Raw genomic sequence first — 23,796 nt, forward strand, 5'->3', positions numbered from 1 at the left:
ATGGGCGGCGTGGTCGATGAGATCCGCCAGTCCTGCGTCAGGCCGTGGTGGTGGCGCCAGAGGGGACACGGCTGGAATCGGCTGGATCGGCAAGGGCGATGGCCGCTCGGGTGCCGATGCGGGCTGCGCCGGTTGGGCCGGTTGCATCGGGTGCATGCGGCCGGTTTCAACCCGGCCCGGCGCCGGCTGGGGCTCGACGGGCTTGCGCCTTGACGTCGCGCTCACGATCACCCTGCGCGGTTCGCCACGTCGGGCCGGACGGGGTTGCGTGTTTGACTTCATGCCCATCTCCTGAAGCAGTTCTGCATCGTTTGTAATGCTGCGCCGCCGCAGACCGCTTGATGTGCATCAAGCCATCGCGGCGCCTGCGCTGGCGGACGCTCCGGGGTGTGACTTGGCATCGAACGCGTGGTGCGGCGCACGTCACGTCACCATTGCACAATAACGCGCTATTGCGACCTACCGAGCCCCCGGCTGCACTGCCCCCGATGGGGTCCAAGGAACTCGGAAGCCGCGCTTCGTCACCTGGAGAGGATGTCTTCATGCGAGTCACCGTCATCGGCGCCGGCTATGTGGGCTTGGTCACTGCCGCCTGCTTTGCCGAAGTGGGCAATACCGTCACCTGCGTCGAGCGTGACCCGAGCCGCATCGCCGCGCTGGCCAAGGCCCAGGTGCCGTTCTACGAACCGGGCCTGAGCGAGCTGGTGGCACGCAACGCCGAGGCCGGGCGCATGCACTTCGTGTCCAGCCTGGAACAGGGGCTGGAGGATGCGCAGGTCTGCTTCATCGCCGTGGGCACGCCGCCGCTGCCCAGCGGCCAGGCCGACATGAGCCAGGTGCGCGGTGCCGCCGCCGAGATTGGCCGCACCGTGAATGGCCCGCTGGTGGTGGTGCAGAAATCCACCGCGCCGGTGGGGACCGTGGCCATGGTGCACGGCGCCATCGACGTCGAGCTGGCCAAGCGCGGCGTGCGGCATTGGGTCAGCGTGGTGAGCAACCCCGAGTTCCTGAAAGAGGGCTCGGCCATCGAGGACTTCACCCGTGGCGACCGCATCGTGCTGGGCAGCAGCGACGAGCGCGCCGTTGCCGTCATGCGCGAGTTGTACCGTCCGTTCAACCGCAACCACGAAAAAATCATGGTGATGAACCCGGCCAGTTCCGAACTCACCAAATACGCCGCCAATGCCATGCTGGCCACGCGCATTTCCTTCATGAACGAGCTGGCGCGCCTGGCCGAAGCCGTCGGCGCCGACATCGAGCAGGTGCGCTTGGGCATGGGCGTGGACCATCGCATCGGCAGCCACTTCCTGTATGCCGGCGCGGGCTATGGCGGTTCGTGTTTCCCCAAGGACGTGAAGGCCCTGGCGTTCATGGCCCACGAGGCCGGCCTGCACGCCGAACTGGCCGAGGCGGTGGACGCCGTCAACCAGCGCCAGAAGCAGCGCCTGTTCGAGAAAATTTCGGCCCATTTCGCCGCCGACGGCTTGAAGGGCAAGACCTTCGCCATCTGGGGCCTGGCGTTCAAGCCCAACACCGACGATATGCGCGACGCCCCCAGCATCGACCTGATCGAAGCGCTGCTGGCAGCCGGCGCCAAGGTCCAGGCCTTCGACCCGGTGGCGATGGAATCCGCCGCCAGGCATTGGGGTGAGCGCGCCGGGCTGACCCTGGCGAAGAACGCCAAGTCGGCGCTGCAGGGTGCCGACGCCCTGGCCGTGGTCACTGAATGGCACGCCTTTCGCTCGCCTGACTTCAATCAGCTTGCATCGCAGTTGCGCGCCAAGGTGGTGTTCGATGGCCGCAACCTCTGGGATCCGCAAACCGTGCGCGCCGCAGGGCTGTCCTACTACGGCATCGGCCGGGGTTGAAACGCCGCAGCGATCGTTGCGGTCGGCTCGGTGTACACCGGGGCGAAGCCGCCTCCAGGTGTGCGGAAGTTGGTGGTCTGGCCTTGGTAAAGGCGGGCGGAGAACCACTGCACCTGGCCGGCGTCGGCGTAGGCGCGGAGGTCGAACTTGAGAGGTTGTGGAGACGTGGCATCGCCGATGCGGCGCTCGCCGGGGGGTGAAAGCGCCTGGGCGACGTAATCGCCTTGCGCGATCTCGGCCCACACGTTTTTGGTGAGCTTGGCGCCGCGGTAGGCGGCGCGGCTGCCAAAGCCGGCCCAGGGCTTGAAGAACAGGCCGCGACGCTCGGCCCACAGGCGTGCGGCATTGTCCGCGGTGACGATTTCGGTCTGCGGCACATGCGCGGCGAGCAAGGCGGCAGTCTCGGCGCTCGCACCCAGTTCGCGCAGCCGGGGCGCATCGCACAACAGCGTCAGGTTGCGCTTGTCGGCGAACAAGGCATGGGCGCGGGGGTGGGGGGTGATGACGGCAGCGTCGCATTCCCAAGCCTGGCGCAGCACGATGTGGGCGGTGGCGTCGAGGGCAAAATCGGTCAGGCGGTTGTAGACCAGATCGATGCGTTTCGCCCCATGCCACAAGCGTCCCGCCTCGGTGCGGAGTTCACCGGGGTCGGTGATCACGGCCTCGATGCCGGCGCGCTCGAACAGCCGCGCGAACAGCAGGAATTCGGCGTAGAGATATTGCTCGTTGGGCGCGGTGTCGACGATGGCGACGCGCTCCGGCTTGCCTGCGCGTCCGGCCCGGCTCCACTCCCGCAGGAACATGGCGACGATGTCGGCCTCGAACGCGTCGACCGACTCGGCGCTGGGCACCATGCCTTGCATCTCCTCGCAGCAGGCGCGTTGCGCCCGTGCCAGCGCCGCGGAGAGCAGGGCGCCGCCGGGGTTGGTGTTGATCTCGATGAGGTGCAGGGTGTCGGCTTCCAGATGAAAGTCGAAGCCGAGAAACACGCCCGGGTTGCCGGGGTCGTGCTGCGCGGCGGCGGGCGCTGCGGCCAGCATGGCGCGCTGGTAGGCGGGCAGGGCGGCAACGGCTTCCACCGCCTGCACCACGGCGCGCATGCGCTGCGCATGCCGGCCGGTGACGAACACCGGCTGGGCCGAGAACAGATGCGGGTTGCGCTGCTGCACCAGTTGGTAAAGCCCGGGCTGGCCCAGCGCGGATTCGAGCGCGTGGGACAGCAGCCGGCGGTCCAGGCTGATGCAGAAACAGTCGCGATTGAGGTGGTCGATCATGGGGTGGGGCATGCGGGTTCAGGCCGGGGCGCCGTCCACATGGACTTGCAGCCACCATTCCAGCAAGGCCAGGTGCCACAGCTTGCTGCCGTTGATGCGGGTGAAGTGCTCCGGCGCCTCGGGCGCGGCGAGCAGTTTGTCGACGAAGCTGCGCTGGTACAGGCCACGGTTGCGGCAGGCGGCCGAGTCGAGCAGCTCGCGCATGCGCTGCAGGAACGGCCCGCGCACATGCTTGAGCGCGGGCACCGGGAAATAGCCTTTCGGGCGGTCGATCACCGCGTCGGGAATGAGGCCGCGCGACACCGCCTTGAGCGGGAATTTGCCGCCCTCGCGCAGCTTGAATTCGGGCGACATGCTGGCCGCAAGCTCCACCAGCGCGCGGTCGAGAAAAGGCACGCGCAGTTCCAGCGCGTGGGCCATGGGCAGGTTGTCCACGCGCTTGACCGGGTCGTCGACGATGAGGGTGGTGACATCGAAACGCAGCACCTGGTCGAGGAAGGTGTCGGCGCCGGGCCGGGCCAGCGCCTGCTCCACCAACGCGGACGTCGCATCCGGCACATGGAATTCTGGCGCGATCATTTGCAGCCACTCGGCATGGCTGCGGTCGAAGTAATGGCGGGCAAAGCGCTGCAAGGGCAGGCCGGTTTCGGCCTGCATGTTCGGATACCAGAAATAGCCACCGAACACTTCGTCCGCCCCCTGGCCGGCGAGCACGGCCTTCACGTCGCGCCCCACCCATTCGGCCAGCAGGTCGAAGGCCACAACATCGTGGCTGAACATCGGCTCGGTCATGCGCGCGATGGTCTGCGGCAGGCGCTGCAGCACCGCGCTGTTGGGGATGCTGAGCCTGTGGTGGCGGGTGCCGAAGGCTTGGGCGACGAGATCGGAATATTCGAACTCGTCGGCCTTTTCGGTGTCGTCGCCCAGGCTCTCGAAGCCGATGGAGTAGGTGCGCAGGTCATGCACATGGTCGGCCAGCAGGCCCACCAGCAGGCTGGAATCGAGCCCGCCCGAGAGCAGCACGCCCACCGGGACATCGGCGGCGTGCACATGACTGTCTACCGCGCTGCGCAGTGCCGCGCGGGTGCGCTGCAGCCACTCGGCCTCGCTCGGCATCGGGCTTGGACGTTGGGCCTGCAGGCTCCAGTAGGGTTGCAGTCGGCGGCTGCCATCGCGCCGCAGGCGCAGGGTGTGGGCTGGTTCGAGCTTGCGCACGCCTTGCAAAATGGTGCGCGGCGCGGGCACCACGGCGTGCAGGGTGAACAGGTGGTGCAGTGCGATGGGGTCGATCGCCGTGTTGACGCCACCACCGGCCAGCAGCGCCGGCAGGCTGGAGGCGAAGCGCAGGCGGCGCCCGTCTTCCGCCAGGTACAGCGGCTTCATGCCGAAGCGGTCGCGGGCGAGCAGCAGGCTGGCGTCGCGTGGGTCCCACAGGGCGAAAGCGAACATGCCTTCGAAGCGCCGCACGCAGTCCGCGCCCCAGGCGGCGTAGGCCTTCAGAATGACTTCGGTGTCGCCTTGTGAGGCAAAACGCTGGCCGGCGGCCAGCAGTTCGGCGCGCAGTTCACGGTAGTTGTAGAGCACGCCGTTGAACACCACCACGCAGCCGGTGTCGGCGTCGCGCATGGGTTGATCACTCGCCGCGCTGAGATCGATGATGGACAGCCGCCGATGGCCAAAGGCCAGCGGCCCCGCGCCCCAGCGGCCGGCATGGTCTGGCCCGCGCGGTGCCAGCGCCGCCGACATGCGCGCCACGGCGTCAAGATCGGCAGCAAGGTCGTCGAAACGCAGTTCTCCGCAAATTCCACACATCTGTGGCAACTCTCAGTTCATCGTGAAGCTGCCATTGTCATGGAACCCGGCGCGGCCTGAGTTGCCCTGGCACCGGCCTGCACGCCTGTTGCAGGCCGGTGCCCCCGGGCTCAGGCTGCCTGCGCGGTGTGGATTTCGAGGCGGTTCTTGCCGGCGCTCTTGGCCGCATACAAGGCGTTGTCGGCCAGGCGCAGCGCGCTGCCCAGGTCTGCCTGCGGGCCATGCACCCCAGTCAGGCCGATGCTCACCGAAATGGCCAGCGGAACGCCCTGGAATTGCAGCTTCAGGTCGCGAATGCGCTGCAGCAGGTGCTGGGCGAGTTGCTCCGCGGCGTCCAGCTTGCTGGCGCGAAACAGGCAGGCGAATTCCTCACCGCCGATGCGCGCCACCACGTCGGATTCGCGCACCGCGGCGCGGCAGGTCTGGGCAATCTGGCGCAGCACTTCGTCGCCACCCAGATGGCCGAAGCGGTCGTTGATGGACTTGAAATCGTCGACATCCACGATGGCCAGGGCAAAAGCCGTGTCCTCCCGCCGCGTTCGTTCCACTTCCTCGTGCAACATCTGCATGAAATAGCGCCGGTTATGCAGCTCGGTCAGATGGTCGCGGTGAATCACCTCGTGCAGTTCGGTGTGGGCGCGGTCGAGCTGTTGCAGCAGGCGCAGGGTGATGCCCGACATCACCGGCGCAATCAGCGCCGGCGTCAGCAGGGTGATGATCCAGGCCGACCGCGTCATCGTGCCATCCAGCACGCCGTAAGTCATGCTGCTGGCGATGCCCGCCGACACGGCGATGGCCAGCAGGGTCAACAGGGCCACGGTCGGCCACAGCCCGTAACGCCGCAGGCAGGCTCTCAGCATGATGGCGGCAGGCAGGTGGTGAAGGCAGGCATGCGGGAATCATAGGGTTTTGAAGCGGCAGGCCGCTGCTGGCGTATTCAACCGAGTGCTGCACAGCAAGCCGCACCCAGAGTCAAACCAGGCATCCGCAATGAAATGCCGAGGACGAACCGCCCCGCCGTCAGGGCCATGGCCTGGCCTGCCTGCGCCATGGTGACGACCGCGTTAACATATCCACTTCGGGGCCGACCTGGTTTCGACGTGAATGTTGACGCTGTGGAGTGCATGCCGAGCACCAGTAAGCTCGTAAATCCACTGGAAACAAAGTTAAACGCGAACGACGATAGTTTCGCACTCGCAGCTTAATTGCCGCGAGCCTTGCAACGGCACGCTGATGGGCCGGGGTGGCAACACCTGCAAGGTCATTCACATCAGATCGCTAGTCTGTGCGCCGCGCGCAGTCTCGTTAAATCCAGCGGATCGCTAGCCAGGAAGCATGTCCATCTGCGTCTTGGCGGTTAAAACCAAATGATGGCACTAAGCATGTAGAGCTTGCAGCAGAGAGTTTGCGGACGGGGGTTCAATTCCCCCCGGCTCCACCAATTTAGCATTCTAAGCAATTGTTTTTCAAGGGTTTTTTTGTTTTTCTGTGGGCGAGTTCTTGCTCCAGTGTCACTTTGGTGCGGACGTTTGAGATGCCGATCATTTGTTGATGGTGTGTTGATTTTTTGACTATGTCCGCAGAGCTTGCGATAATTTTTCCATGTTCTCCTTTCGCAACCTTACTTTCTACCGACTGGCTTGTGCGTTGCTAGCGTTCTGGCTTGCAGTCCCGAGAGCAATTGGCGCCGAGTTCTGGGATGCATTGCGGCCTGCGCAAGATAAAAATGACAAAGGCTGGATGCCAACGATCGTTCGGTTGGTCGCCCGACTCACCGCGTTGGCAGGCATCGTCGTCCTGCCAGCGGACGCATTGCTTTTGGTTTTTCCTCATCTCACGCAAGCCCCTTTTGCCAAGCTAGTGCTCGGCGGAATTTTTGTTACAGCGCTGCCTGCTGCACTGATTGGCTTTGTGGGTTTGGTTTGCATGCTCTTGTTGCTTACGGTTCTGGCTTTGGCCGCCGCAATTGGCGCATACAACGGCGAATTCGTGCCAAGGGATGGGGTGGATGCGCTCAGGCACTTAATTTGGCGAGCTATCACGTCAAGTGTCGCGATAGCCATTTCGGCGCTTTCAACCTCGTTTCTGGCTATGGTTGGCGTTTTGGCCGCAACTCTCAAAACCAGAACGGCCGACATTTTGCGAGAGAGGATCAGAAAATCGCTTACGCACCAGCCTGCGACGACCCGAGCGCGGCCAATCCCTCATCTTTGCCTCACCCACCGCATCCTGGCCCAGCGCCCCATCGCCCCCGCGCTTCGCGAGCGGCCAAATCATTTGTGTGTTGCTATCTGATCATCTGATCTAGGCAATCCCACCCAAAGCCGCCCGCGTTCTGCTGGGGCGGCTTTTTTATTACAACATATACAACCTATTTTTCTCCTTATTGCGCGAAAGTGATGTGCATTGCGGAGATTTCTGTGGCCCGCTCCTACCCTGGCTCGTGGGGCTTTCGAGGTGCAGCCTCTAAAGTCGGGCTGTTGCGGGCGCCGTGGCACGGGTGCAACGAATGACAACCTTGCACCTTGCGCCTTCTTGCGAAGTTTATCTGTATACGCAATAATTGATCGCATGAAGGCTAATATCGTCCGCATTGGGCTGGGCAATACGTCAGGGAATACAGAATCCCCCGACGTTACTCGTCCAGGTGGGCCTCGTGGCCGCGATCTCAAGCAAACCGAGGCCGAGCACGCCTCACTGCTGTTCTCGTTGTTCAAGAAACACCTGGTGGGCACGCGAGCACTTGGCGCAAAGACGGTCGAATCGGCGATGGGCGCCATTCTCGGTTTCTTCCGATGGACGGGACTTCCGCCCTGGGACTGGGCGCCGCAAGACTTTGCGGACTTCATCGCGCACAAGGTTGACGAGTCGAACATCGGACTCGGTCGACAGGCAACCTACATCACCTATCTGCGGTCATTCCAGAATTTCGTCCTCGACTCGCGCGGATTGTCCAACGACATCCACCGCAAGTTCGGAGTCCAGCCCCAACGCTTCATCAACGATGAAAACGCAATCCCGATCAAGCGCAAGCGGCATGAGCGCAAGAAGGCGATCACACCCCTGTCGGGTGAGCAATGTCAGCAGTTGATCGAGCAATTCGACATGGAAATCCGTGATGCCAAGTTGCACGGCTCCAAGTCCTACAAGCCCCTGCAGCGGGACAAGGTCATGGTGCTGCTTCTGCTCATGACTGGCGTGCGCGTCGATGAGCTGATGCATCTTCGGCTGCAAGACTTCCAGCCTGATCTCAAGCGCCCCGAATTCGGCGGCTACGCCCTGATGACTGTCGTCTTGGGCAAAGGGCGCAAGTCGAGGGTGGTGCGGCTGTATCAGCCTGCCATCCGCGATGTCATGGATTGGTACTTGGACGATGTGCGCCCGCAGTTCCTTCGCGCGACGACTCCTGATCCCACCCTTCTGTTCTTGTCCGAGCGTGGCGGGCCAGTCTGCACGGAACAAGTGCGGCGTATGCTCGGGCGCATCGCGGCGAATGCAGGCATTACGGTGCGCGTCACTCCGCACATCATGCGACACACCTACGGAACCCAGATGGCAGCAGTCATCGGCGCGGAAGCCTTGCAGCGCCAACTGGGGCACGAAAACCTGACGACGACCTTGGGTACCTACTACCACCAAGATCCCGAGCGCGTTGGGCAGGATGTCGAACAGGGCATCACCAATCTCACCAACGCCATCAACGCTATGACCGAAGGGCTCGTCGATGAAGATCACGATTAAGAACCGCCTAGCCGTACTGATCCGCATGCGCGGCTTGCGCAGTGCGAGCGAGTTCGGCCGACGCATGACTGAGGCAGGGTTCGCGATGTCGAGTTCTCATGCCTCACGTTTCGAGAAGGACGATATGCCGGCAACGGATCTGCGCTTCATCAACGCAGCATGCAACGTCCTTCAATGCCTCCCCGATGATCTATATGACATCGTTATCGAGCTGGGTGGCGATGAAGAACTCGACCCATCGATTGCGATTCCACGGCATGCGGTGATTCGGCGCGCGAACGAGCCGATGCCGACACAAGCGAAGACCGCCGACACGCCGACACGAGCCAAGGACGCATCGGCACAAACGATCGCGACGGGGCCAAAGGCCAAGGTTTCATCCCAGCGGAAAGCGATAGACCCTGACACAGGGCCAAAGGTCACGTTGTTCCCGTATGGAAAAAACTGAACAGACCCAGGTATCGCGCACTCCCCGGACAAACCAGAGCCGGGTGTGCAACGTCTGTGGGGGGCGTTTCTCCGCGCCCATCCAGGGCGACCATCGACGCCATAACTGCCGTTCCATCACTGGCCAAGTCCTCGGCGAACTGCCCGCGGAATGTTGGCAGCGCGTAGAACACCCCTTCGCCAGCGACCTCCTCGCTTCGGTTCCCGCTTACCTGCAGAGCCGCAACGCATCGGACGTCAGGCACAGCGCACGCTTGGGCATTGCCACGCAAGTGCTCGATCTAAGCCGGGACGGCGCTATTTCCGCAGACCAGGTCAACGACTTGTTGCGACAACATCCTCGGCTGGCCGTGCATCTCTTCGCGGAACGATTACCCGAAGGGTCGGCATTGCGCGCCCAACTCGTGGATGCGCTCGAACACATCCGACAGCAAGATGCCGCGAGCAACGACCAAGGCCGCATCAATATAGTGCGGCCCGTCGTCATCTTGCCGGACGACCTGAATCACGGCGTCGCGCTCTTCGCTGAAAAGTCTCAGAGAATCGCCGAGATCAAGCATCGGCACGGTCATCGCTACAGCGAGCGCACGGTACGCAAGCGCGCGCATGATGCGCGGGCATTTTGCGAATTCCTCGCCAACAAAGGACTGCAGCACTGGCCTGAGGTCGCGCAGCATCACCTTGACGAGTACATCGCGGTCACCAACCGGGCGGCAGCGGCTCGGGTTTACACTTTTCTCCAGTTCATTCGGCAGAATTTCCGGCTAACGCAGCGATTCATTCGCCCCAAAATGCGCCTGAAGCCGCCAGTCGATGCCGTCATGCCGATCAAAGAGATCCCTCCCGTGCTGCGGCGGCTTCTCGATTCCTCGGACCAGCAAGCGATCGTTGGTGGCCTCTTTCTCGCCTTGTTCGCTCAAACCCCAACCCGGAGCGCCGAACTGACCTACGGAAATTTTCGCAAGCGCAACGGGAAAATCGAAGCGCTGTTTGCCGAGCAGTGGACACCTCTGGACCCATTGACGACCAAGCACTTGCAAAAGCTCGTTCCAGACATCGGTGCGACGGAAGATGATCGCCGCACGACGCGGATTTTCCAGTCCAACGGTGAGTCCCTCGGTTACAAGGTCGTCCGTACTGCAGGGGCTCCCCTGCGGCCCCTGCGCCTAGGCGCGGTCGCCAACCTGATTCGCTCCGGCATCACTGACCGCGGTGCGCTGCATCGCATCCTCGGCGTTTCCATGCCAACTCTTGCCTACGTCGAGAAGATTTTTGAGTGGGATTTGCACATGACCGTTGATCCCGAGATGGCCAAGAGCCGCAACGAGGTCATTCGTGGTGAACGCACCGAGTAGCCAAGTCTGGTTCGTTTACCTGCTCGAATGTGAAAACGGCAGGCTCTACACCGGCATCACGCCGGATCTCACCGAGCGGTTCCGAAAGCATGCGACCGGCAAGGGAGCGATGTTCACCCGGCTGAACAAGCCATCGCGCATGATCGCTGCGAAGCCGTGTGCCGACCGCTCTGAGGCCAGCAAGCTGGAGCGCACGATCAAAGGGCTGACGCCCGGGCAAAAGCGCTGGATGGCGGCTCAGTGGCCCATGCAGCATGCGTTACCGTGTAATGCGCCCCAGTAGGCTTGACCAGGCTCGCCCTTCACTTCTTCTTCTTCGGCGCAGGGGTTGGCTTCTTCTTGGCCTGAGAGAGATCAGATCCGGCTACTGATTTCTGCGCCGGAGAGCTTCCGGGTTTACGCAGAATTTTGCTCGCAAGCGTCGCATCTTTTTTGCTCGTTGTCATCGAAACTTCTCCTGGTTGGGGTCGAAGGCATGCCGATTCTCTTCGAAGACCGACCTCAAAGGAAGTGTCGATCAAGAAAGGATGCGATCCACAATCATCTGCAGGTTCTCCCGCCTCCAGATCAACGCCTCGGCAAGCATTGCCTGATCTGTCAGCATGGCCGATCCCACAGTCCCACTGAGGATGCACACGTCCTGGATGACCTCGTCAGGAATGGCTTGAATGCGATCGATCATGGGCTGCATCAACCGCTGATCGACCATCCCCTGAAAGAGATGCCCCGGTGGCCAGTCGGCTCGTCGCAGCCGCTCAAGCGCGGCATCAATCGTGTCGGCCACAGACAGCAGACTCCCGCCGTGGTCGAGGCCGATCATCATGTTGTCGGTGGACTGTGCCAGATTGGCACGCAGGTTCCCGGCGCGGTCAGCGTTGCAAATCCAGGCGTCGAACACGGCGAGGTTGGCGGCCTCAACGGGATACCGGGCGGCGGTTTCTCCGGCGCGTTCCGCTTCGATGTCTGTCAAGGCAAAGCCGACTTCGGCGATTTTCAGGCTGGCGTAGCGCAGCCCTCGCGCATGGGCCACGAACACCCCGGCTGCGACGGTGACGCCCACCATCGCAGCCAACCGGCCTGCGACATACTCGCTGTAAACCTGTGCGCGTGATTCGCCGCCGTCCTGCTTGATGATGGCCGCCACGTCACCGATTTCCGGCGCAGTCGCACCGTGCCCGACTGCCTTTCGCACACCACTGAGCGTGTAGGCGACGATGGGGCGGTCTTGTTCCTCACTCACTGTCCACGGCCCATTCGTCGGCGAACAGTTCGGCCTGTTCGATCACCTTGTCGATGGCTTCCGGCTGCTTATCGGGCGGATAGCGGTACTTGCCCAGCAGGACCTTGACCAGCACGCGCATGCGCTGGCGGCTGCTTTCGCGCTTGGACCAGTCCACGGTTGCCGATTTGCGCAGCTTGTCCGTCAACTCGTGCGCCAAGGCCCGCAGGACCGGGTCGCCCATGATCTGCACCGCCGATTCGTTCTGCGCCAGAGCCTGGTAGAAAGCGAATTCATCCTCCGTCATGCCTTCCGGCGGTCTGGCCGCATTCAACTCGTGCGCCAGCTTGAGCAGTTCTTCGATCACCTGCACCGTGGTCAGGGCGCGCGCCCGGTAGCGGGCAATTGCCTCTTCGAGCTTGGTGGTGAACAGGGCCTGCTGCGTGACGTTTCGTTTGCCGCGCGCCTTGATTTCGTCGTCGATCAACCGCTGCAGCAGTTCGGCAGCGAGATTGCGCTGGGGAGACTTGGCGATTTCCCCGAGGAATTGTTCATCCAGCACCGAGATGTTGGGCTTGTCCAGGCCCATGCTCTTGTACACGTCGGTGACTTCGCCCACGATGATGGCCTTGGAGACCAACTGGCGCATCGCCGCTTCACGCTCGACCTGGGTTGTCTCCGAACCTGTGCGCGTGGTCTTCACCAGCAGGCTGCGAATGACCAGAAAGAACGCGATCTCCTCGCGCAGCGCCAAGGCTTCGGGGTGCGTGCCGCACAGCGCCTGCAGCCGCGCCAACCTGGTGGCCTGATCCAGATAGCGCTTGATTCCCCGGTTGCGGCCGTGCCCGTCATCCTCAGCATCAAAGCCTGCAATGTGATCCATCGCAGGCGCCAGGATGGCCAGCATGGCCTGGGGCGACTGCCGGAAGCTGGAGTAGTCAAAGCCACGATACATGCCGCGAATGACATCGACCGTGTCGAGCAGCACCGGCACCGCGTTGTCGATGAAATCGACAGGGGGTTCGGTCGTCTTGGTGAGGTTGGCGTACTCGGCAATCGCCAAGCGCAGTTCCGGGCCGATGCCGATGTAGTCCACCACCAGGCCGCCGGGTTTGTCGCGCCAGACGCGGTTCACGCGGGCGATGGCCTGCATCAGGCCGTGCCCCTTCATGGGCTTGTCCACATAGAGCGTGTGCAGCGAGGGAGCGTCGAAGCCTGTGAGCCACATATCGCGCACGATGACGAGTTTCAGCGGATCGTCTGGATCTTTGAGGCGCTTTTCCAGGGTCTTCTTCTGCGCCGCGCTCAGGGCATGGGCGCGCAGTTCTGGCGGATCGGATGCCGGGCTGGTCATCACCACCTTAATGACACCCTTGTTCAGATCGGGGTCATGCCAGTCGGGGCGCAGTTTGACGATCTCGTCATACAGAGCCACCGCCGCCTTGCGCGAAATCGCCACGATCATGCCCTTGCCATCGAGCGAGGCAAGCCGTTCTTCCCAGTGGTTGACCAAGTCTCCTGCGAGCCGCCCAAGACGGTTCTCGGCCATCGCCACCGATTCCAGGCGCGTGAGGCGGGACACGGCGCGGTTGTGCATGTCGTCCTCATCGCTGTCATCCAGCAGCGCGTCGAGGTCCGCGTCGAGATCGCTGTCGATCTGCTCGTTGTAAGCCAAGTCGATCACGCGGGCTTCGTAGAGGATGGGGACGGTGGTCTTGTCCTCCTGCGAATCGGCCACGTCGTAGATGTCCACATACTCGCCGAACACGCCCTGGGTGTCGCGGTCTTCGGCGGACGTGGGCGTGCCGGTCATGCCCATGAAAATGGCATGCGGGAAGGCGTCGCGCAAATGCGTGGCCAAGCCGTAGCGGGTGATGCCGGTCTTGCTGTCCACCACAGCCTTGAAGCCGTATTGCGTGCGGTGGGCCTCGTCGCAGATCACCACCAGGTTGCGCCGCTCAGAGATCGGCTCCAGGCGCTGCCCCGGCACCTTGGGTTTGAATTTCTGGATGGTCGTGAAAAAGATGCCGCCGGCGGGCTGCTCGCTCAGGCTCTTGCGCAGGTCATCGTGGCCGTCAATCTGCACGGGTTTGGTGCGTAGCTTGTCGTAGGCCGCGTCGAAGGTCTCGTAAAGCTGGCCGTCGAGGTCGTTGCGGTCGGTGACCATCACGAAGGTCGGGTTTTGGAACTCGGGGGTTTCCTGCAGGATGGCGACATAGAACACCGCCAGGAAGCTCTTGCCCGAACCCTGGGTGAACCAGACCGTGCCTCCCAGTCCGTCGGCGCTTTGCAGGGCATCCTTGGCACGCTGCACGGCTTTGAGCGTGCCGCGCATCTGGTGGTAGCCCGCGACGATCTTGAAGGTCTTGCCGCTTTCCTGCTGGAACAGGATGAAGTCACGCAGGTAGGTCAGAAACGTATCCTGCCGGAACAGGCCGCGCACCAGGATTTCGAGTTCGAGCTTGCCTTGGGGGTCGAACCCATCGGCCAGACGCCATGGCACGTAGCGGTCGAAGTCGGCGGTGATGGAACCCACGCGGGCCACTTTGCCATCCGAGATGACGTTAACTGCGGAAGGCTCGAAAAGCTGCGGGATTTCGTTTTGGTAGTTGGTGATCTGGTTGTAAGCCTTGCGCACGTCGGCGGTGATGTCCGCTGGGTTCTTGAGTTCGAAAACCCCGACGGGCAGGCCGTTGAGGAACACCACCATGTCTGGGCGCACCGGCAGCTTGCCCTTGACCGAGAACTGGTTGACCACCAGCCAGTCGTTGGCCTGGTTGGTCCAGTCCACCACCTGCACCAGAGCGCCGCGTTTGGCACCGTCCACCTCGATCTCCACCGGCACGCCATCACGGAACCAGTGGTACAGATTCCGGTTGCCGTCCACCAGGGAGCCGGAGGAGAAGCCAGCGATGCGCTCGAAGGCGTCTTCGACTGCGGAGGGAGGAAGGCTCGGGTTCAGCCTGTGGAGCGCGTCGCGCAGGCGGTCGTGGAGGATGACCTGAGTGAAATTCTTGCGCTCCGGCGTGGCCCCGCGCGGCGCGATGTCTGGCCCGGCCTTGTAGGTATAGCCGAGTTCCTGGAACCAGACGATGCAGGCGTTTTCGAGGTCGGATTCGGTCATGGGGGACTGCTTAGTTGCTCAGGGCATCAGCCTGCTTTTCGATGGCCTTCTGTTTGACGTGCTCCGCATTCCAGGCAGATTCCGCTGCAGTAAACAAGGTCTCCAACTGCTTCACGTCGGCTTGATACGCAGTGTTAGCTACTTGAAAGTTTGCGCAAGCCGGGCCTAGCGTGATCGGGTGATGATCGAATCCGCAATAGGCTTGTGCTCTCAAGATAGCCTCTGGCGCGCCCGAGTTTGTGATTTTTCCGTCGGAGTATCCAAACGAAGATTCCACAGATTGCAGATCGTAGTGGAGACTATTGAATTGGTAATTTAGCGTTCCGATGAAGTAGTCAACTTGACCTCTCGCATAACTCCCCGCAGGAAGACTTTCTTCTTTCTCGAGAGCGGCTTCCATTTTTGAAGTCACAGCGGCATACGTCTGAGGCACCTTTGGCAGCCTCTGCAGATGGACGGAAGCAAGTCGCGAGTAATTTTGTAGCCACCCTGTCAGATTCCCGATGTCTTTCCGCTCTTTTTCATTCGCCGCTTGCTCTGCTTGCATCAGGCTGGTTTGGCCGGCTTGGGCGGTCAACTGCTGCACCCGCTGGTTGAATACCGCCTCCGTGGATCGTTGAGCGTTGACGGTAAAGCTTCCCCCGTTCGCGCCACCCGATAAGCGCAGCGTATCGCCGTCGATGGACCCGGATAATGGAATGGTGCCCCCCATGAACTCTGCAGGCTTCAGTGTGAGCACGAGGGTGTCACCGCTGACTGCACCTGAAACCCCAGCATTCATCGTCGTCGTTTTTGTTCCTTTCGACGAGAGCATCACTTGTTCGAAATGACCAAGAATCGATCCGTCAGGTCGCTCGACGATTTGCAGCAACTCCGCTGCGTTTGAATAAAGGCCAACGTAGGTTCCGGAGATGCTGGCGGCGCACGCCACGCCAGCGATAGCGAGGAGCCAAACGGATAAGGTGACGCGAAGAATGTGGTTCATAGTCGTGTTTATGGCCGAATCCAGTCCGTATTCCGCGAACAAATGCACCAGGCGATGTAAACGTTTTTGAGGTCGAGTTCGGTCATGGATTGCCCGGGACGATCGGTACATCTGATGTGTACACCTGCATCCGTACTGTGGTTTGAACTTCTTCCCCAACTTCTTTGAGGTCACGACCTTTCGAGGCCGGGCCAAGACCAAGCACCGTCCAAGGCCGCCCCCAGCCTTTGGAATGGATGGTGTGAAACGACTGTCCGAATACATCCTCGTAATCGAGAAGAATTTCCCAAGGAGTATTCAGACTGAGTTGGAAATCGCTATCGTTGAATCCCCGATGGATCTGCGCTCGGAGCCGCAAGGGTTGATCTGCGAAATTGAAGCGCTCACCATCGCCTATCGGCGCAAGCTCGCGCTGGATTCCGTATCCCTCAATGCCGAGGAATCGCAGCGTCAGCTTGATATTCAAAGCAGGGCCTCGGCCGATGTTGCTCAGTACACCGTGCAGCGCGTAGTAATAATCAGGGTCCGGCGATTGAGGCATCTCGGTTTTGAGAATTTGATCACGATGCACGGGGTCAGCCACGCCGACTGGGGCGAACGAAAGGATAGGGCGGTACTCGTCTTTGTGGTGAATGCGGGCCTGCACAATTGTGCGGTAAGTCATCCAGGCCATCACCCCCGTGACGATGGCAGACAGAGAGGCTGCGACCGATTCGATGGCTGTCCAGTTCATGCGGTGGCCTCCACGACTTGCGCCTTTGCCTCGGGAAGCCGCAGTTCGCCCGAGATGAGCTTGGGCAGCAGGGTGTCGCGGAGTTGGGTGAGCGTTGCGATTGCCTCCGCGTTGGCTTTGATGCTCATGAATGCGGGCGCGACAACATGCGAGAAAGCATCCCACACAGCTTCGTTCGAAGGTGCCGCAAGCTTGAATGCGGCCACTGAGTCAGCCTGAACACGTTGGCGACCAGAGCTGCCGGTCATGCTCCGAATGGCCCGCTCCCGAAAGGCCGCGTCGCGTGCCAGCAAGTACCCGAATTCCGGGGGCACCGGAGCTTTGGGCCGCATCACGATGTACTCGGTGGAACCCCATCCCACTGTGTTATCCGGCAAGCACTGGACGAAGGCCGTCTTGCCATTCTCCAGACAAGGTGTGATCCGGGCCAGCAGCGTGTCACCGTTGCGAAAGCGCATGCCACTGCCGAACGGCCGCGACACCGGCGGCTCAGGCCAGCTTCCAGACGTCGGCAGTGCAGCCATCTCGATGTAGGGGGATGCTGCCCCCTTTCGCAAAGGCTCGGATGGATTGAATTCGACGAGTCGGCTCGCTGATACGCATTCCCATCCCTCCGAAATCTCCCCCAACTCCGATTCAACGAGCCGGTCGGGAAAGAGGTCGTAGAGGTGGGCGGGCAGGCCGGGGAGCGGCAGGCCGCGCTGCCAGCGTCCTTCCATCTTGGCGCGCACCGGCTCGAAATCCACGAACCACGCCTTGAACAACGCCCGCGCCATCGCCTCCAGCGTCTCGCTCATCCGCCGGTTCAACTCGATCTTGTCGTCCAGCGTGCCGAGAATGTGGGCGATGGCGCGTTGTTCGGGGAGGGGCGGTAACAGTAACGGGCAAGCAGAGAGAATCGACGTATTCAGATTCGGCATCGTCGCGCCGTGTGCATGGCGGACAATCCACTCCCGAACGAGCGGGTGCCCGAGATAGTGCGACACGAAAACCGGATCGGGGCCGTCTTGGCCGAATCTGACACGCAGACAGCCCGTGCCACACAGCCAGCCGTCTTGTTTTTGGCGAATCAACGCCCGCCGCTCGACATCCCCTCTTCGGCTGTAAATGATGTCGCTAGATCGGACGAGGTAGCGCCTGAGCCGCTCCGCATCTTTGGGCGTAATGCGGGCAATGCCGTTTTCGTTGATGCGGTTGTCGCCGATGTTTTGCGGCATGATCGACGGAATACCAACCGGCACATAGTCCGAAGCATGTAGCTGGCTCCCGAAAGGCCCGGTCTGGATGTCTCCGCCTGCTCGTTTGCATGCCTCGCCCAAGGTGAGGTATCGCCAATCCGACGGAGGCGGCCCGAACAAGAGTTCACCCGCCATACCCAAGCTCCTTCAGGTTGGCCTCAATCGCCGCGTCGAGTCTTGCCGCCTCCGCCCGCTGCTCCCTCCACTGCGCCGACAGCCGCGCCATCTTCTCCTCGAACGGCTCGCCGTCGTCTTGCACATCCTCAGCGCCCACATACCGCCCGGGCGTCAGCACATAGCCATGCTTGGCGATCTCGTCCAGCGTGGCTGATTTGCAGAAGCCCGGCACATCCGCATAGCCGTTTTGGCTCCAGACCGTGCCGCGCCAGTTGTGATAGGTCTGGGCGATCTTCTGCAGTTCCTCGTCAGACAACGCAATCTGGGTGCGGTTGATCTGGATGGCGCCCATCTTGCGGGCGTCGATGAACAGCACCTGTCCCTTGCGGTCTTGCTTGCCGTTCTTGCCCGTCCCCTTCTTTTTGGAGAGAAACCACAGGCAGGCCGGGATCGGGGTGTTGGTGAACAGTTGACCCGGCAGGGCCACCATGCACTCGACGATGTCGCCTTTGAGCATGGCTTCGCGGATCGCGCCTTCGCCAGACTGGTTGCTCGACATGGAGCCGTTGGCCAGCACCACGCCCGCGCGACCATTGGTGGCGAGCTTGGAGATGATGTGCTGCAGCCACGCATAGTTTGCATTCTTGGCCGGTGGCGTGCCGTAAACCCAGCGCTTGTCGTTGGCAACGTCCTTGGGGTTCCACTCCATGTTGAAGGGGGGATTGGCCAGGATGTAATCGGCGCGCAAATCGGGGTGCTGGTCGTTGGCGAAGGTGTCCGCGTATTCCCGGCCCATGTCGTAGTCGATGCCACGGATGGCCAGGTTCATGCAGGCCAGCTTGCGCGTTGTGGCCGTCATCTCCTGGCCGTACACCACGGCCTGGCCTTTTTTGCCGCCGTGGGCTTCGATGAATCGCTCAGAGAACACGAACATCCCGCCCGAGCCACAGCACGGGTCATAGATGCGGCCCTCGAAGGGCGCGAGGATTTCCACCAGGGTTTGCACGACCGAGCGCGGGGTGTAGAACTGCCCGGCTTTCTGCCCCTCTTCCAGGGCGAAGTTGCCGAGGAAGTATTCATAGACCTCGCCGAACACGTCCCGCGAGGTGTGCTCCTTCGGGTCGAACTTCATCTTGGCGATGATGCCCAGCAGATCGCCAATCTTGCCGTTGTCGAGTTCCAGCCGTCCAAAGTCCCGGTACAGCACGCCGCGCAGCTTGGGGTTCTCGACCTCGATAGACGCCATGGCGGCATCGAGCTTGTGGGCGATACCCGGCGCCTTCGCTTGCGCCAGCAGCTTGCCAAAACGCGCATCCTCGGGAATCCAGAACACGTTGTCGGCTTCATAGAACGATTTGTCCTTCACCCACTCTTCGACCAGTTCGGCGCGAAGAGAGGCATCCTCGACATATTGGTCGTGGTGCGGATCGGCGGCTCTCGCGCGGATCACGTCGGCTTGCGCCTCGAACACGTCAGAGACGTATTTCAGGAACACGAGGCCGAGCACGGGGTATTTGTATTCCGCAGCGGACAGAGAGCCGCGCAGCTTCACAGCGGCGTCCCAGAGGATTTTTTTGAATTCGGTATCGGTCATGGGGTGTGCTTGGATGGATTGTCGTCAGGGCGGACAACGGGCTTGGAATCAAGACCAGCCCGACTGAGCGCGGCGTTCAGAGTGACGCGGGACACTTTGAAATGCTTGGCCACTTCGGCCTTGGTCATCATGGGGTCGAGCAACATGGCGGCGGCTTTGCGCACATCATCGGCAGAAAGTTTGGTCTTCCGCCCTCCCAGGCGCCCACGGGCGCGCGCAGCCGACAGCCCGGCCATCGTGCGCTCCAGAATGAGACTGTGCTCGAATTCGGCCAGGGCGCCGAAGATGTGGAAGATGAGCTTGCCGCTGGCGTTGGCGGTGTCGATGCTCTCGGTGAGCGATCGGAACGCCACGCCGCGCTGCTCCAGCCCGTGGATGATCTCGACCAGGTTCTTGAGTGAGCGGCCCAGGCGGTCGAGCTTCCAGACCACCAAGGTGTCGCCCTTGCGCAAGGTGCGCAGGCAAGCGTCGAGTTCCGGGCGTTCGGCCAGCTTGCCGGTCATCTTCTCGTGGAAAACCTGCTCACACCCCGCCGCTTTCAGCGCATCGAGCTGAAGTTCGGGATGTTGGTCTTGGGTGGAGACGCGAGCGTAGCCGATGAGCATGAAAACGTACCTTGCCTGTACGTTGTTTACTTTACGGCCATTTGATGACGAAAGCAAGCGCGACAGGGCGTTTTCAGTGGCAGGCGAATGGCGTACAGAAAACGGTGGTTTGTTTTCGTTAAAATATTGCAATCGCGCAGGTTAAGTCCAGCGAACTTCTTGGTTGCCGTACCAGTGGCGGGCTTCAGGCAGCTTGAAGACCTTGGGTTTGCGCAGGCGGTGCCAGCCGCTTGCTGAAGAACATTACCTCTGAGCCGGTGTAGCGGCGCTGGGCCGTGTAATGCAGACCGTAGGTAAATGACTGCGCATAGGCATACATAGCACGGATTTCATCTGCGTTGTCATAAGACACTACCCACGGTCTGCGGAAGGATGAACTGCCTAGCAATTCTGCAATTTGTACATGGTCATCGTGTTTGTAGAAGTTGCGATACAGCCCCGCCCCCTTCACGTAATAGGGTGGGTCTAGGTACACCAAAGACTGGGCGGGTAGGAATTTATGGCAACGAAGCAGCAGTTGGTATGCATCTTCCTCATACACGTGGATGGCGCTTGCATGGCGGCCAATTCGCTCAAGCCGCACGCATAGCTCATCACGGATGAAGCGTTCGCCCAGTTTGTAGGCGCCACTTTGCGCCTTGCCTCCGATCACGCCACCTTTCAGGATGCCTGACCGGTTGGTGCGGTTCATGAATAGCGTTGCAAAGCCGCGCTCCAGTTCAGACGCAGGCACTTGACAGAGCATCACGGACCGCCAGTGGTGCCATGTGTCCATCGTCACCGGCTCGTTGGCCACCATCTTCACCAATTCGGCAGTCTGCTGCGTAACAGCCCGCCAAAATACTGCGACGGCGGGATCTGCGTCATTGATATGAACATGTTCCACAACCCCATCAATCAACAGCACCATGGCAACACCGGAGCCCCCCGCGTAAGGCTCTAAGTAGTGCCCACCTGCTAACTTGTTGGTGCGCATCACATTGGTGATCAGCGGGGCAAAGCGCGCTTTACCGCCTGGGTAGCGCAAAGGGGAGTAGAGCTTGTTCGAGTACATGGGGAAGCACTGTAGCCAAGACTTTAGGTCTTGGCCAGCTCTTTTTGATTGAGCCGTTTGGCTGTCTTAGCCACGGCCGCCTCAAAGTCACCAATAAATTGGTCAACTTCCGTTTTGTGGCAAACAGCCCATTCTCGGATCACACCCCACTTTTTCAATTTGTCCCAGTGATTGACCCACCAGCTCTTGCTACTGTCACGTTGATTGCTGTTTCCGGTGCCATCTGAAAAAAATGACGTCGTAATTTTGTCGCTACTGGGGTTGGAAATGTTAAAACGCAAGAGCGCCTCATATAAAAGGCCGTCCGACGCCTGGCCGACGTTGCGCAGGAAGATTTTTATGGTGTTTTCAGGAGATCGCTCAGTGCCTTTTGCGCCTTTAGCGCAGGGCAATTTGAGAGTATTGCCACGCGCCGCAGCTTTCCTAGGAATTGTCGTGTCGGCATCCACAATGAGCACACGATTTTTGAATATTGGGTCATACTCAGGCAGTTTGATTAAATTAGATCCACCAACCCCAAGCGGCATCAGTTTGATCCGAATGCCATATCTGCGGCCAAGCGCCGTTTTGTTTGCGGACGACAGTAAAGCGCCGCAGAACTGCGCACCCTCAAGGTCCTCAAAATACACACACAGCGCTGGTTTGCTTGCCTTAGCCACGACGTTGTCGTCATGGCGCAGGGCCATGTCGTCCAGCACCGCAGCGAGCGACTGGTCTTCAGCCAGCCGAGGGTGCTTCGTATCTACCAGGTAAACCACAGCATCAGGTGCGTTTGGGTCACCTCCACCATCAGGATGAACAGCTTCGATGAGCCTAGGCGAGTGTGTGGTGGCGATCACCTGCAAGCTCAACCGTTTGGCTTGGGTCTTCAGTGCTTTGACCAAACGGTCGATCGCGTGGGGGTGAAAACCTGCGTCCATCTCGTCAATAACCAGCAGCCCGCCCGGGTATTTGTTGCCCCATTCGCGTTGGAGGCGATTGAACGATGCAAGCGCAGTGGCGATGCTAGCTAAGCTGTCTTGCCCCAATGAAACAGACAGTGCGTCGTGGTTCACGTACCCAGGTTGAGCAGTTTTCTTGGATCCCCTGATGCTCTGGTGAGTAACTTCGGTATTCACTTGGCTGCCAAGGATGACCGATCTGACAAACTCCGCCATTAGCTTGCTGTCGTCAGTATGCATGTCCAATTTCGTGCTGATCACCGCCCTCTCCGCGGCCTCCCCGATGGACGCCAGCCGCTTGATCCCAAGATAGATCGTTGGCAGTGGGACCTTGGCGTCTTGGCCAACTGATTCGTCACCTGTTTTGTCGATGGTTCGTGGCACCACTCGGGCACGCTTCCACTTAACACGCCTAGTCAATGCGCAGCGCTTGCGGACGGTCATTTCGCCTACGTCGGCAACAACAATAGGAGCCGTTGTTGGGTCTATTTGCGCGATGTCTACTTCTTTCAGCGCCAAGTAGACGATGCCCTCAATGCTGGCATAGAAAGGCTCGCCAAAATAGCTCTTCGTACTCTCGTCGGTATAACCAAAAGTGTTGGATACCAAACCCAAAATAGTGGATTTCCCAATTCCATTGTGCCCAGCGATGAGTGTGATCCGCTCTGCAAAATCAATCTTGAGATTGGACAGCTTGCGGAATTTCGCGTTACCAAACTCTATCGAACTAACTTTGATCGCATTGGAATTTTTTGCAGTCATTTTGACCGGTGCCAGATAGATACAAAGCCAAGAATTATTACAGGCATAGGGAACCGCTGATCAACCCTTTTTTCGCGTCTCATCGACCATCTGCCGATCTCCTTTCATGATGTGGCGATTCTGCGGAGTGGAGTTCAAGGCGGTGTGGATGGCAATCAAGAACAGCCAGGAGGGCAAACGACGGCAGGCCGGCGCAGATGCTAGCGTAGAGGGGAGTCGGCTTGGAAGGGCTGCTGTTCTTCGGGCTTTGCCTTCGCCTCCTCAGCGTCCCGGTGGAAGTTTGGATCGCCGGTGCCAATGCCGCGCCACGGTGCATGACAAGACGACCCTTGCTGCGGCCTCCGACCAGGTCGATGACCGCATTTTCGTCAACATGCCCGCCTAGCTAGATCGGAACCCGTATCCTCGCCATAATCGTCGCTCGGCCAATTGCGCATCCGTCCGCACTTGAAGCCTATGGATTTGTGGACGATGCTTCGCACCGGGCCTGTCGCTTCGCTCCGCCGTGGACAACGCCTGTGGACGGACTGCGCCGCCCACAGGGTTGCCCACCGCACGGCCCTTCGCCCACAAGCTCCACAGGCTGCCGCTACCAATTTGAGATAGAACCCAAAAGACAAAGCGGCTGCTCCGATCCGTCGCGCCGGGGCTATGATCCTCTAACGGCAGACTGGTCCCATGTTGACCCACGCCCGCTACGCCAACCATCCAACCTCCGCAACCGCACACCGAGATGCCGCTGCAGACCTGCTCCAAACCGCACACAGGGAATAGGTCAGAGTTGCTGGGGAATAGGTTGGAATTCCTGATTGTGTGCGCCCGGCACGGGCGCACTCCTGCGGGTGCAAGTCCCGCCACAAGCTGGTCATGGCGAGTGAAGCGAAGCGCAACTGCGTGAGGGCGACAGAGCGTGGGGAGGAAGCGTGG

19 protein-coding genes and 1 other RNA gene are annotated in these 23,796 nt (G+C 60.9%); 7 read left to right on the forward strand and 13 right to left on the reverse strand.

The window, feature by feature from the left end; translation table 11 throughout:
- Window positions 1-542 precede the first annotated feature (542 nt).
- Window positions 543-1,868 carry a UDP-glucose dehydrogenase family protein gene (locus tag ACYCUK_RS08560; protein ID WP_461594370.1) on the forward strand — a complete coding sequence of 442 codons (1,326 nt, stop codon included), beginning with the start codon at window positions 543-545 and terminating at the stop codon, window positions 1,866-1,868.
- On the opposite strand, the gene ACYCUK_RS08565 is transcribed toward ACYCUK_RS08560, so the two are convergent.
- The 3 genes from ACYCUK_RS08565 to ACYCUK_RS08575 form a co-directional block, all read right to left on the reverse strand.
- Complete coding sequence (locus tag ACYCUK_RS08565; RefSeq protein ID WP_461594371.1) at window positions 1,847-3,154, reverse strand: hypothetical protein; 1,308 nt, start codon at window positions 3,152-3,154, stop codon at window positions 1,847-1,849. The genes ACYCUK_RS08560 and ACYCUK_RS08565 overlap by 22 nt on opposite strands.
- A gap of 6 nt (window positions 3,155-3,160) precedes the next feature.
- On the reverse strand, window positions 3,161-4,954 hold the full coding sequence (locus tag ACYCUK_RS08570; protein WP_461594372.1) for an N-acetylglutaminylglutamine amidotransferase: 1,794 nt from the start codon (window positions 4,952-4,954) through the stop codon (window positions 3,161-3,163).
- A 110-nt stretch (window positions 4,955-5,064) separates the two neighbouring features.
- The gene (locus ACYCUK_RS08575) at window positions 5,065-5,814 is read right to left on the reverse strand and encodes a GGDEF domain-containing protein (RefSeq protein ID WP_461594373.1); all 750 of its coding nucleotides are present in this window, start codon (window positions 5,812-5,814) and stop codon (window positions 5,065-5,067) included.
- Between the two features lie 220 nt (window positions 5,815-6,034).
- Between ACYCUK_RS08575 and ssrA the strand changes: the two genes are divergently transcribed.
- The 6 genes from ssrA (at window position 6,035) to ACYCUK_RS08605 (ending at window position 10,780) form a co-directional block, all read left to right on the forward strand.
- Window positions 6,035-6,395: a transfer-messenger RNA gene (gene ssrA, locus ACYCUK_RS08580) on the forward strand.
- A gap of 161 nt (window positions 6,396-6,556) precedes the next feature.
- Window positions 6,557-7,249 carry a hypothetical protein gene (locus ACYCUK_RS08585; protein WP_461594374.1) on the forward strand — a complete coding sequence of 231 codons (693 nt, stop codon included), beginning with the start codon at window positions 6,557-6,559 and terminating at the stop codon, window positions 7,247-7,249.
- Window positions 7,250-7,525: 276 nt separating this feature from the next.
- Window positions 7,526-8,695 (forward strand): tyrosine-type recombinase/integrase, encoded by a 1,170-nt coding sequence (locus ACYCUK_RS08590; protein WP_461594375.1) that lies wholly within the window; start codon window positions 7,526-7,528, stop codon window positions 8,693-8,695.
- A complete protein-coding gene (locus tag ACYCUK_RS08595) occupies window positions 8,679-9,143 on the forward strand; it encodes a helix-turn-helix domain-containing protein (protein ID WP_461594376.1) in 465 nt (154 codons plus the stop codon). Before ACYCUK_RS08590 ends, ACYCUK_RS08595 begins: the two co-directional genes overlap by 17 nt.
- Window positions 9,130-10,497, forward strand: coding sequence for a hypothetical protein (locus ACYCUK_RS08600; protein WP_461594377.1), 1,368 nt, complete (start codon window positions 9,130-9,132; stop codon window positions 10,495-10,497). The genes ACYCUK_RS08595 and ACYCUK_RS08600 overlap by 14 nt, the downstream gene beginning before the upstream one ends.
- On the forward strand, window positions 10,478-10,780 hold the full coding sequence (locus ACYCUK_RS08605; RefSeq protein WP_461594378.1) for a GIY-YIG nuclease family protein: 303 nt from the start codon (window positions 10,478-10,480) through the stop codon (window positions 10,778-10,780). Before ACYCUK_RS08600 ends, ACYCUK_RS08605 begins: the two co-directional genes overlap by 20 nt.
- Window positions 10,781-10,799: 19 nt before the next feature.
- On the opposite strand, the gene ACYCUK_RS08610 is transcribed toward ACYCUK_RS08605, so the two are convergent.
- The 10 genes from ACYCUK_RS08610 to ACYCUK_RS08655 form a co-directional block, all read right to left on the reverse strand.
- On the reverse strand, window positions 10,800-10,943 hold the full coding sequence (locus ACYCUK_RS08610) for a hypothetical protein (protein ID WP_461594379.1): 144 nt from the start codon (window positions 10,941-10,943) through the stop codon (window positions 10,800-10,802).
- A gap of 71 nt (window positions 10,944-11,014) precedes the next feature.
- On the reverse strand, window positions 11,015-11,641 hold the full coding sequence (locus ACYCUK_RS08615; protein ID WP_461594380.1) for a hypothetical protein: 627 nt from the start codon (window positions 11,639-11,641) through the stop codon (window positions 11,015-11,017).
- Window positions 11,642-11,729: 88 nt separating this feature from the next.
- Window positions 11,730-14,840, reverse strand: coding sequence for a type I restriction endonuclease subunit R (locus tag ACYCUK_RS08620; RefSeq protein ID WP_461594381.1), 3,111 nt, complete (start codon window positions 14,838-14,840; stop codon window positions 11,730-11,732).
- A gap of 10 nt (window positions 14,841-14,850) precedes the next feature.
- Window positions 14,851-15,825 (reverse strand): hypothetical protein, encoded by a 975-nt coding sequence (locus tag ACYCUK_RS08625; protein ID WP_461594382.1) that lies wholly within the window; start codon window positions 15,823-15,825, stop codon window positions 14,851-14,853.
- A gap of 82 nt (window positions 15,826-15,907) precedes the next feature.
- Window positions 15,908-16,558, reverse strand: a complete 651-nt coding sequence (locus tag ACYCUK_RS08630; protein ID WP_461594383.1) for a hypothetical protein — start codon at window positions 16,556-16,558, stop codon at window positions 15,908-15,910.
- Window positions 16,555-17,931 (reverse strand): restriction endonuclease subunit S, encoded by a 1,377-nt coding sequence (locus tag ACYCUK_RS08635; RefSeq protein ID WP_461594384.1) that lies wholly within the window; start codon window positions 17,929-17,931, stop codon window positions 16,555-16,557. Before ACYCUK_RS08635 ends, ACYCUK_RS08630 begins: the two co-directional genes overlap by 4 nt.
- Window positions 17,921-19,507 carry a type I restriction-modification system subunit M gene (locus tag ACYCUK_RS08640; RefSeq protein WP_461594385.1) on the reverse strand — a complete coding sequence of 529 codons (1,587 nt, stop codon included), beginning with the start codon at window positions 19,505-19,507 and terminating at the stop codon, window positions 17,921-17,923. Before ACYCUK_RS08640 ends, ACYCUK_RS08635 begins: the two co-directional genes overlap by 11 nt.
- On the reverse strand, window positions 19,504-20,112 hold the full coding sequence (locus ACYCUK_RS08645) for a recombinase family protein (protein ID WP_461594386.1): 609 nt from the start codon (window positions 20,110-20,112) through the stop codon (window positions 19,504-19,506). The genes ACYCUK_RS08640 and ACYCUK_RS08645 overlap by 4 nt, the downstream gene beginning before the upstream one ends.
- Window positions 20,113-20,296: 184 nt before the next feature.
- Window positions 20,297-21,166, reverse strand: a complete 870-nt coding sequence (locus ACYCUK_RS08650; protein WP_461594387.1) for a DNA adenine methylase — start codon at window positions 21,164-21,166, stop codon at window positions 20,297-20,299.
- Between the two features lie 23 nt (window positions 21,167-21,189).
- Entirely contained in the window at window positions 21,190-22,869 is a 1,680-nt protein-coding gene (locus tag ACYCUK_RS08655) for an AAA family ATPase (protein ID WP_461594388.1), read from the reverse strand.
- Between the last annotated feature and the right edge of the window lie 927 nt (window positions 22,870-23,796).

The organism is Thiomonas sp. (genome assembly GCF_054608695.1).

Excerpts from the sequence above, each read along its gene's own strand:
- ACYCUK_RS08610 (WP_461594379.1), bottom strand. The coding sequence starts at position 10,943 with ATGACAACGAGCAAAAAAGATGCGACGCTTGCGAGCAAAATTCTGCGT.
- ACYCUK_RS08560 (WP_461594370.1), top strand. The coding sequence starts at position 543 with ATGCGAGTCACCGTCATCGGCGCCGGCTATGTGGGCTTGGTCACTGCC.
- ACYCUK_RS08645 (WP_461594386.1), bottom strand. The coding sequence starts at position 20,112 with ATGCTCATCGGCTACGCTCGCGTCTCCACCCAAGACCAACATCCCGAA.
- ACYCUK_RS08570 (WP_461594372.1), bottom strand. The coding sequence starts at position 4,954 with ATGTGTGGAATTTGCGGAGAACTGCGTTTCGACGACCTTGCTGCCGAT.
- ACYCUK_RS08585 (WP_461594374.1), top strand. The coding sequence starts at position 6,557 with ATGTTCTCCTTTCGCAACCTTACTTTCTACCGACTGGCTTGTGCGTTG.
- ACYCUK_RS08625 (WP_461594382.1), bottom strand. The coding sequence starts at position 15,825 with ATGAACCACATTCTTCGCGTCACCTTATCCGTTTGGCTCCTCGCTATC.
- ACYCUK_RS08635 (WP_461594384.1), bottom strand. The coding sequence starts at position 17,931 with ATGGCGGGTGAACTCTTGTTCGGGCCGCCTCCGTCGGATTGGCGATAC.
- ACYCUK_RS08565 (WP_461594371.1), bottom strand. The coding sequence starts at position 3,154 with ATGCCCCACCCCATGATCGACCACCTCAATCGCGACTGTTTCTGCATC.
- ACYCUK_RS08595 (WP_461594376.1), top strand. The coding sequence starts at position 8,679 with ATGAAGATCACGATTAAGAACCGCCTAGCCGTACTGATCCGCATGCGC.
- ACYCUK_RS08655 (WP_461594388.1), bottom strand. The coding sequence starts at position 22,869 with ATGACTGCAAAAAATTCCAATGCGATCAAAGTTAGTTCGATAGAGTTT.
- ACYCUK_RS08630 (WP_461594383.1), bottom strand. The coding sequence starts at position 16,558 with ATGAACTGGACAGCCATCGAATCGGTCGCAGCCTCTCTGTCTGCCATC.
- ACYCUK_RS08600 (WP_461594377.1), top strand. The coding sequence starts at position 9,130 with ATGGAAAAAACTGAACAGACCCAGGTATCGCGCACTCCCCGGACAAAC.
- ACYCUK_RS08575 (WP_461594373.1), bottom strand. The coding sequence starts at position 5,814 with ATGCTGAGAGCCTGCCTGCGGCGTTACGGGCTGTGGCCGACCGTGGCC.
- ACYCUK_RS08650 (WP_461594387.1), bottom strand. The coding sequence starts at position 21,166 with ATGTACTCGAACAAGCTCTACTCCCCTTTGCGCTACCCAGGCGGTAAA.
- ACYCUK_RS08640 (WP_461594385.1), bottom strand. The coding sequence starts at position 19,507 with ATGACCGATACCGAATTCAAAAAAATCCTCTGGGACGCCGCTGTGAAG.
- ACYCUK_RS08590 (WP_461594375.1), top strand. The coding sequence starts at position 7,526 with ATGAAGGCTAATATCGTCCGCATTGGGCTGGGCAATACGTCAGGGAAT.
- ACYCUK_RS08620 (WP_461594381.1), bottom strand. The coding sequence starts at position 14,840 with ATGACCGAATCCGACCTCGAAAACGCCTGCATCGTCTGGTTCCAGGAA.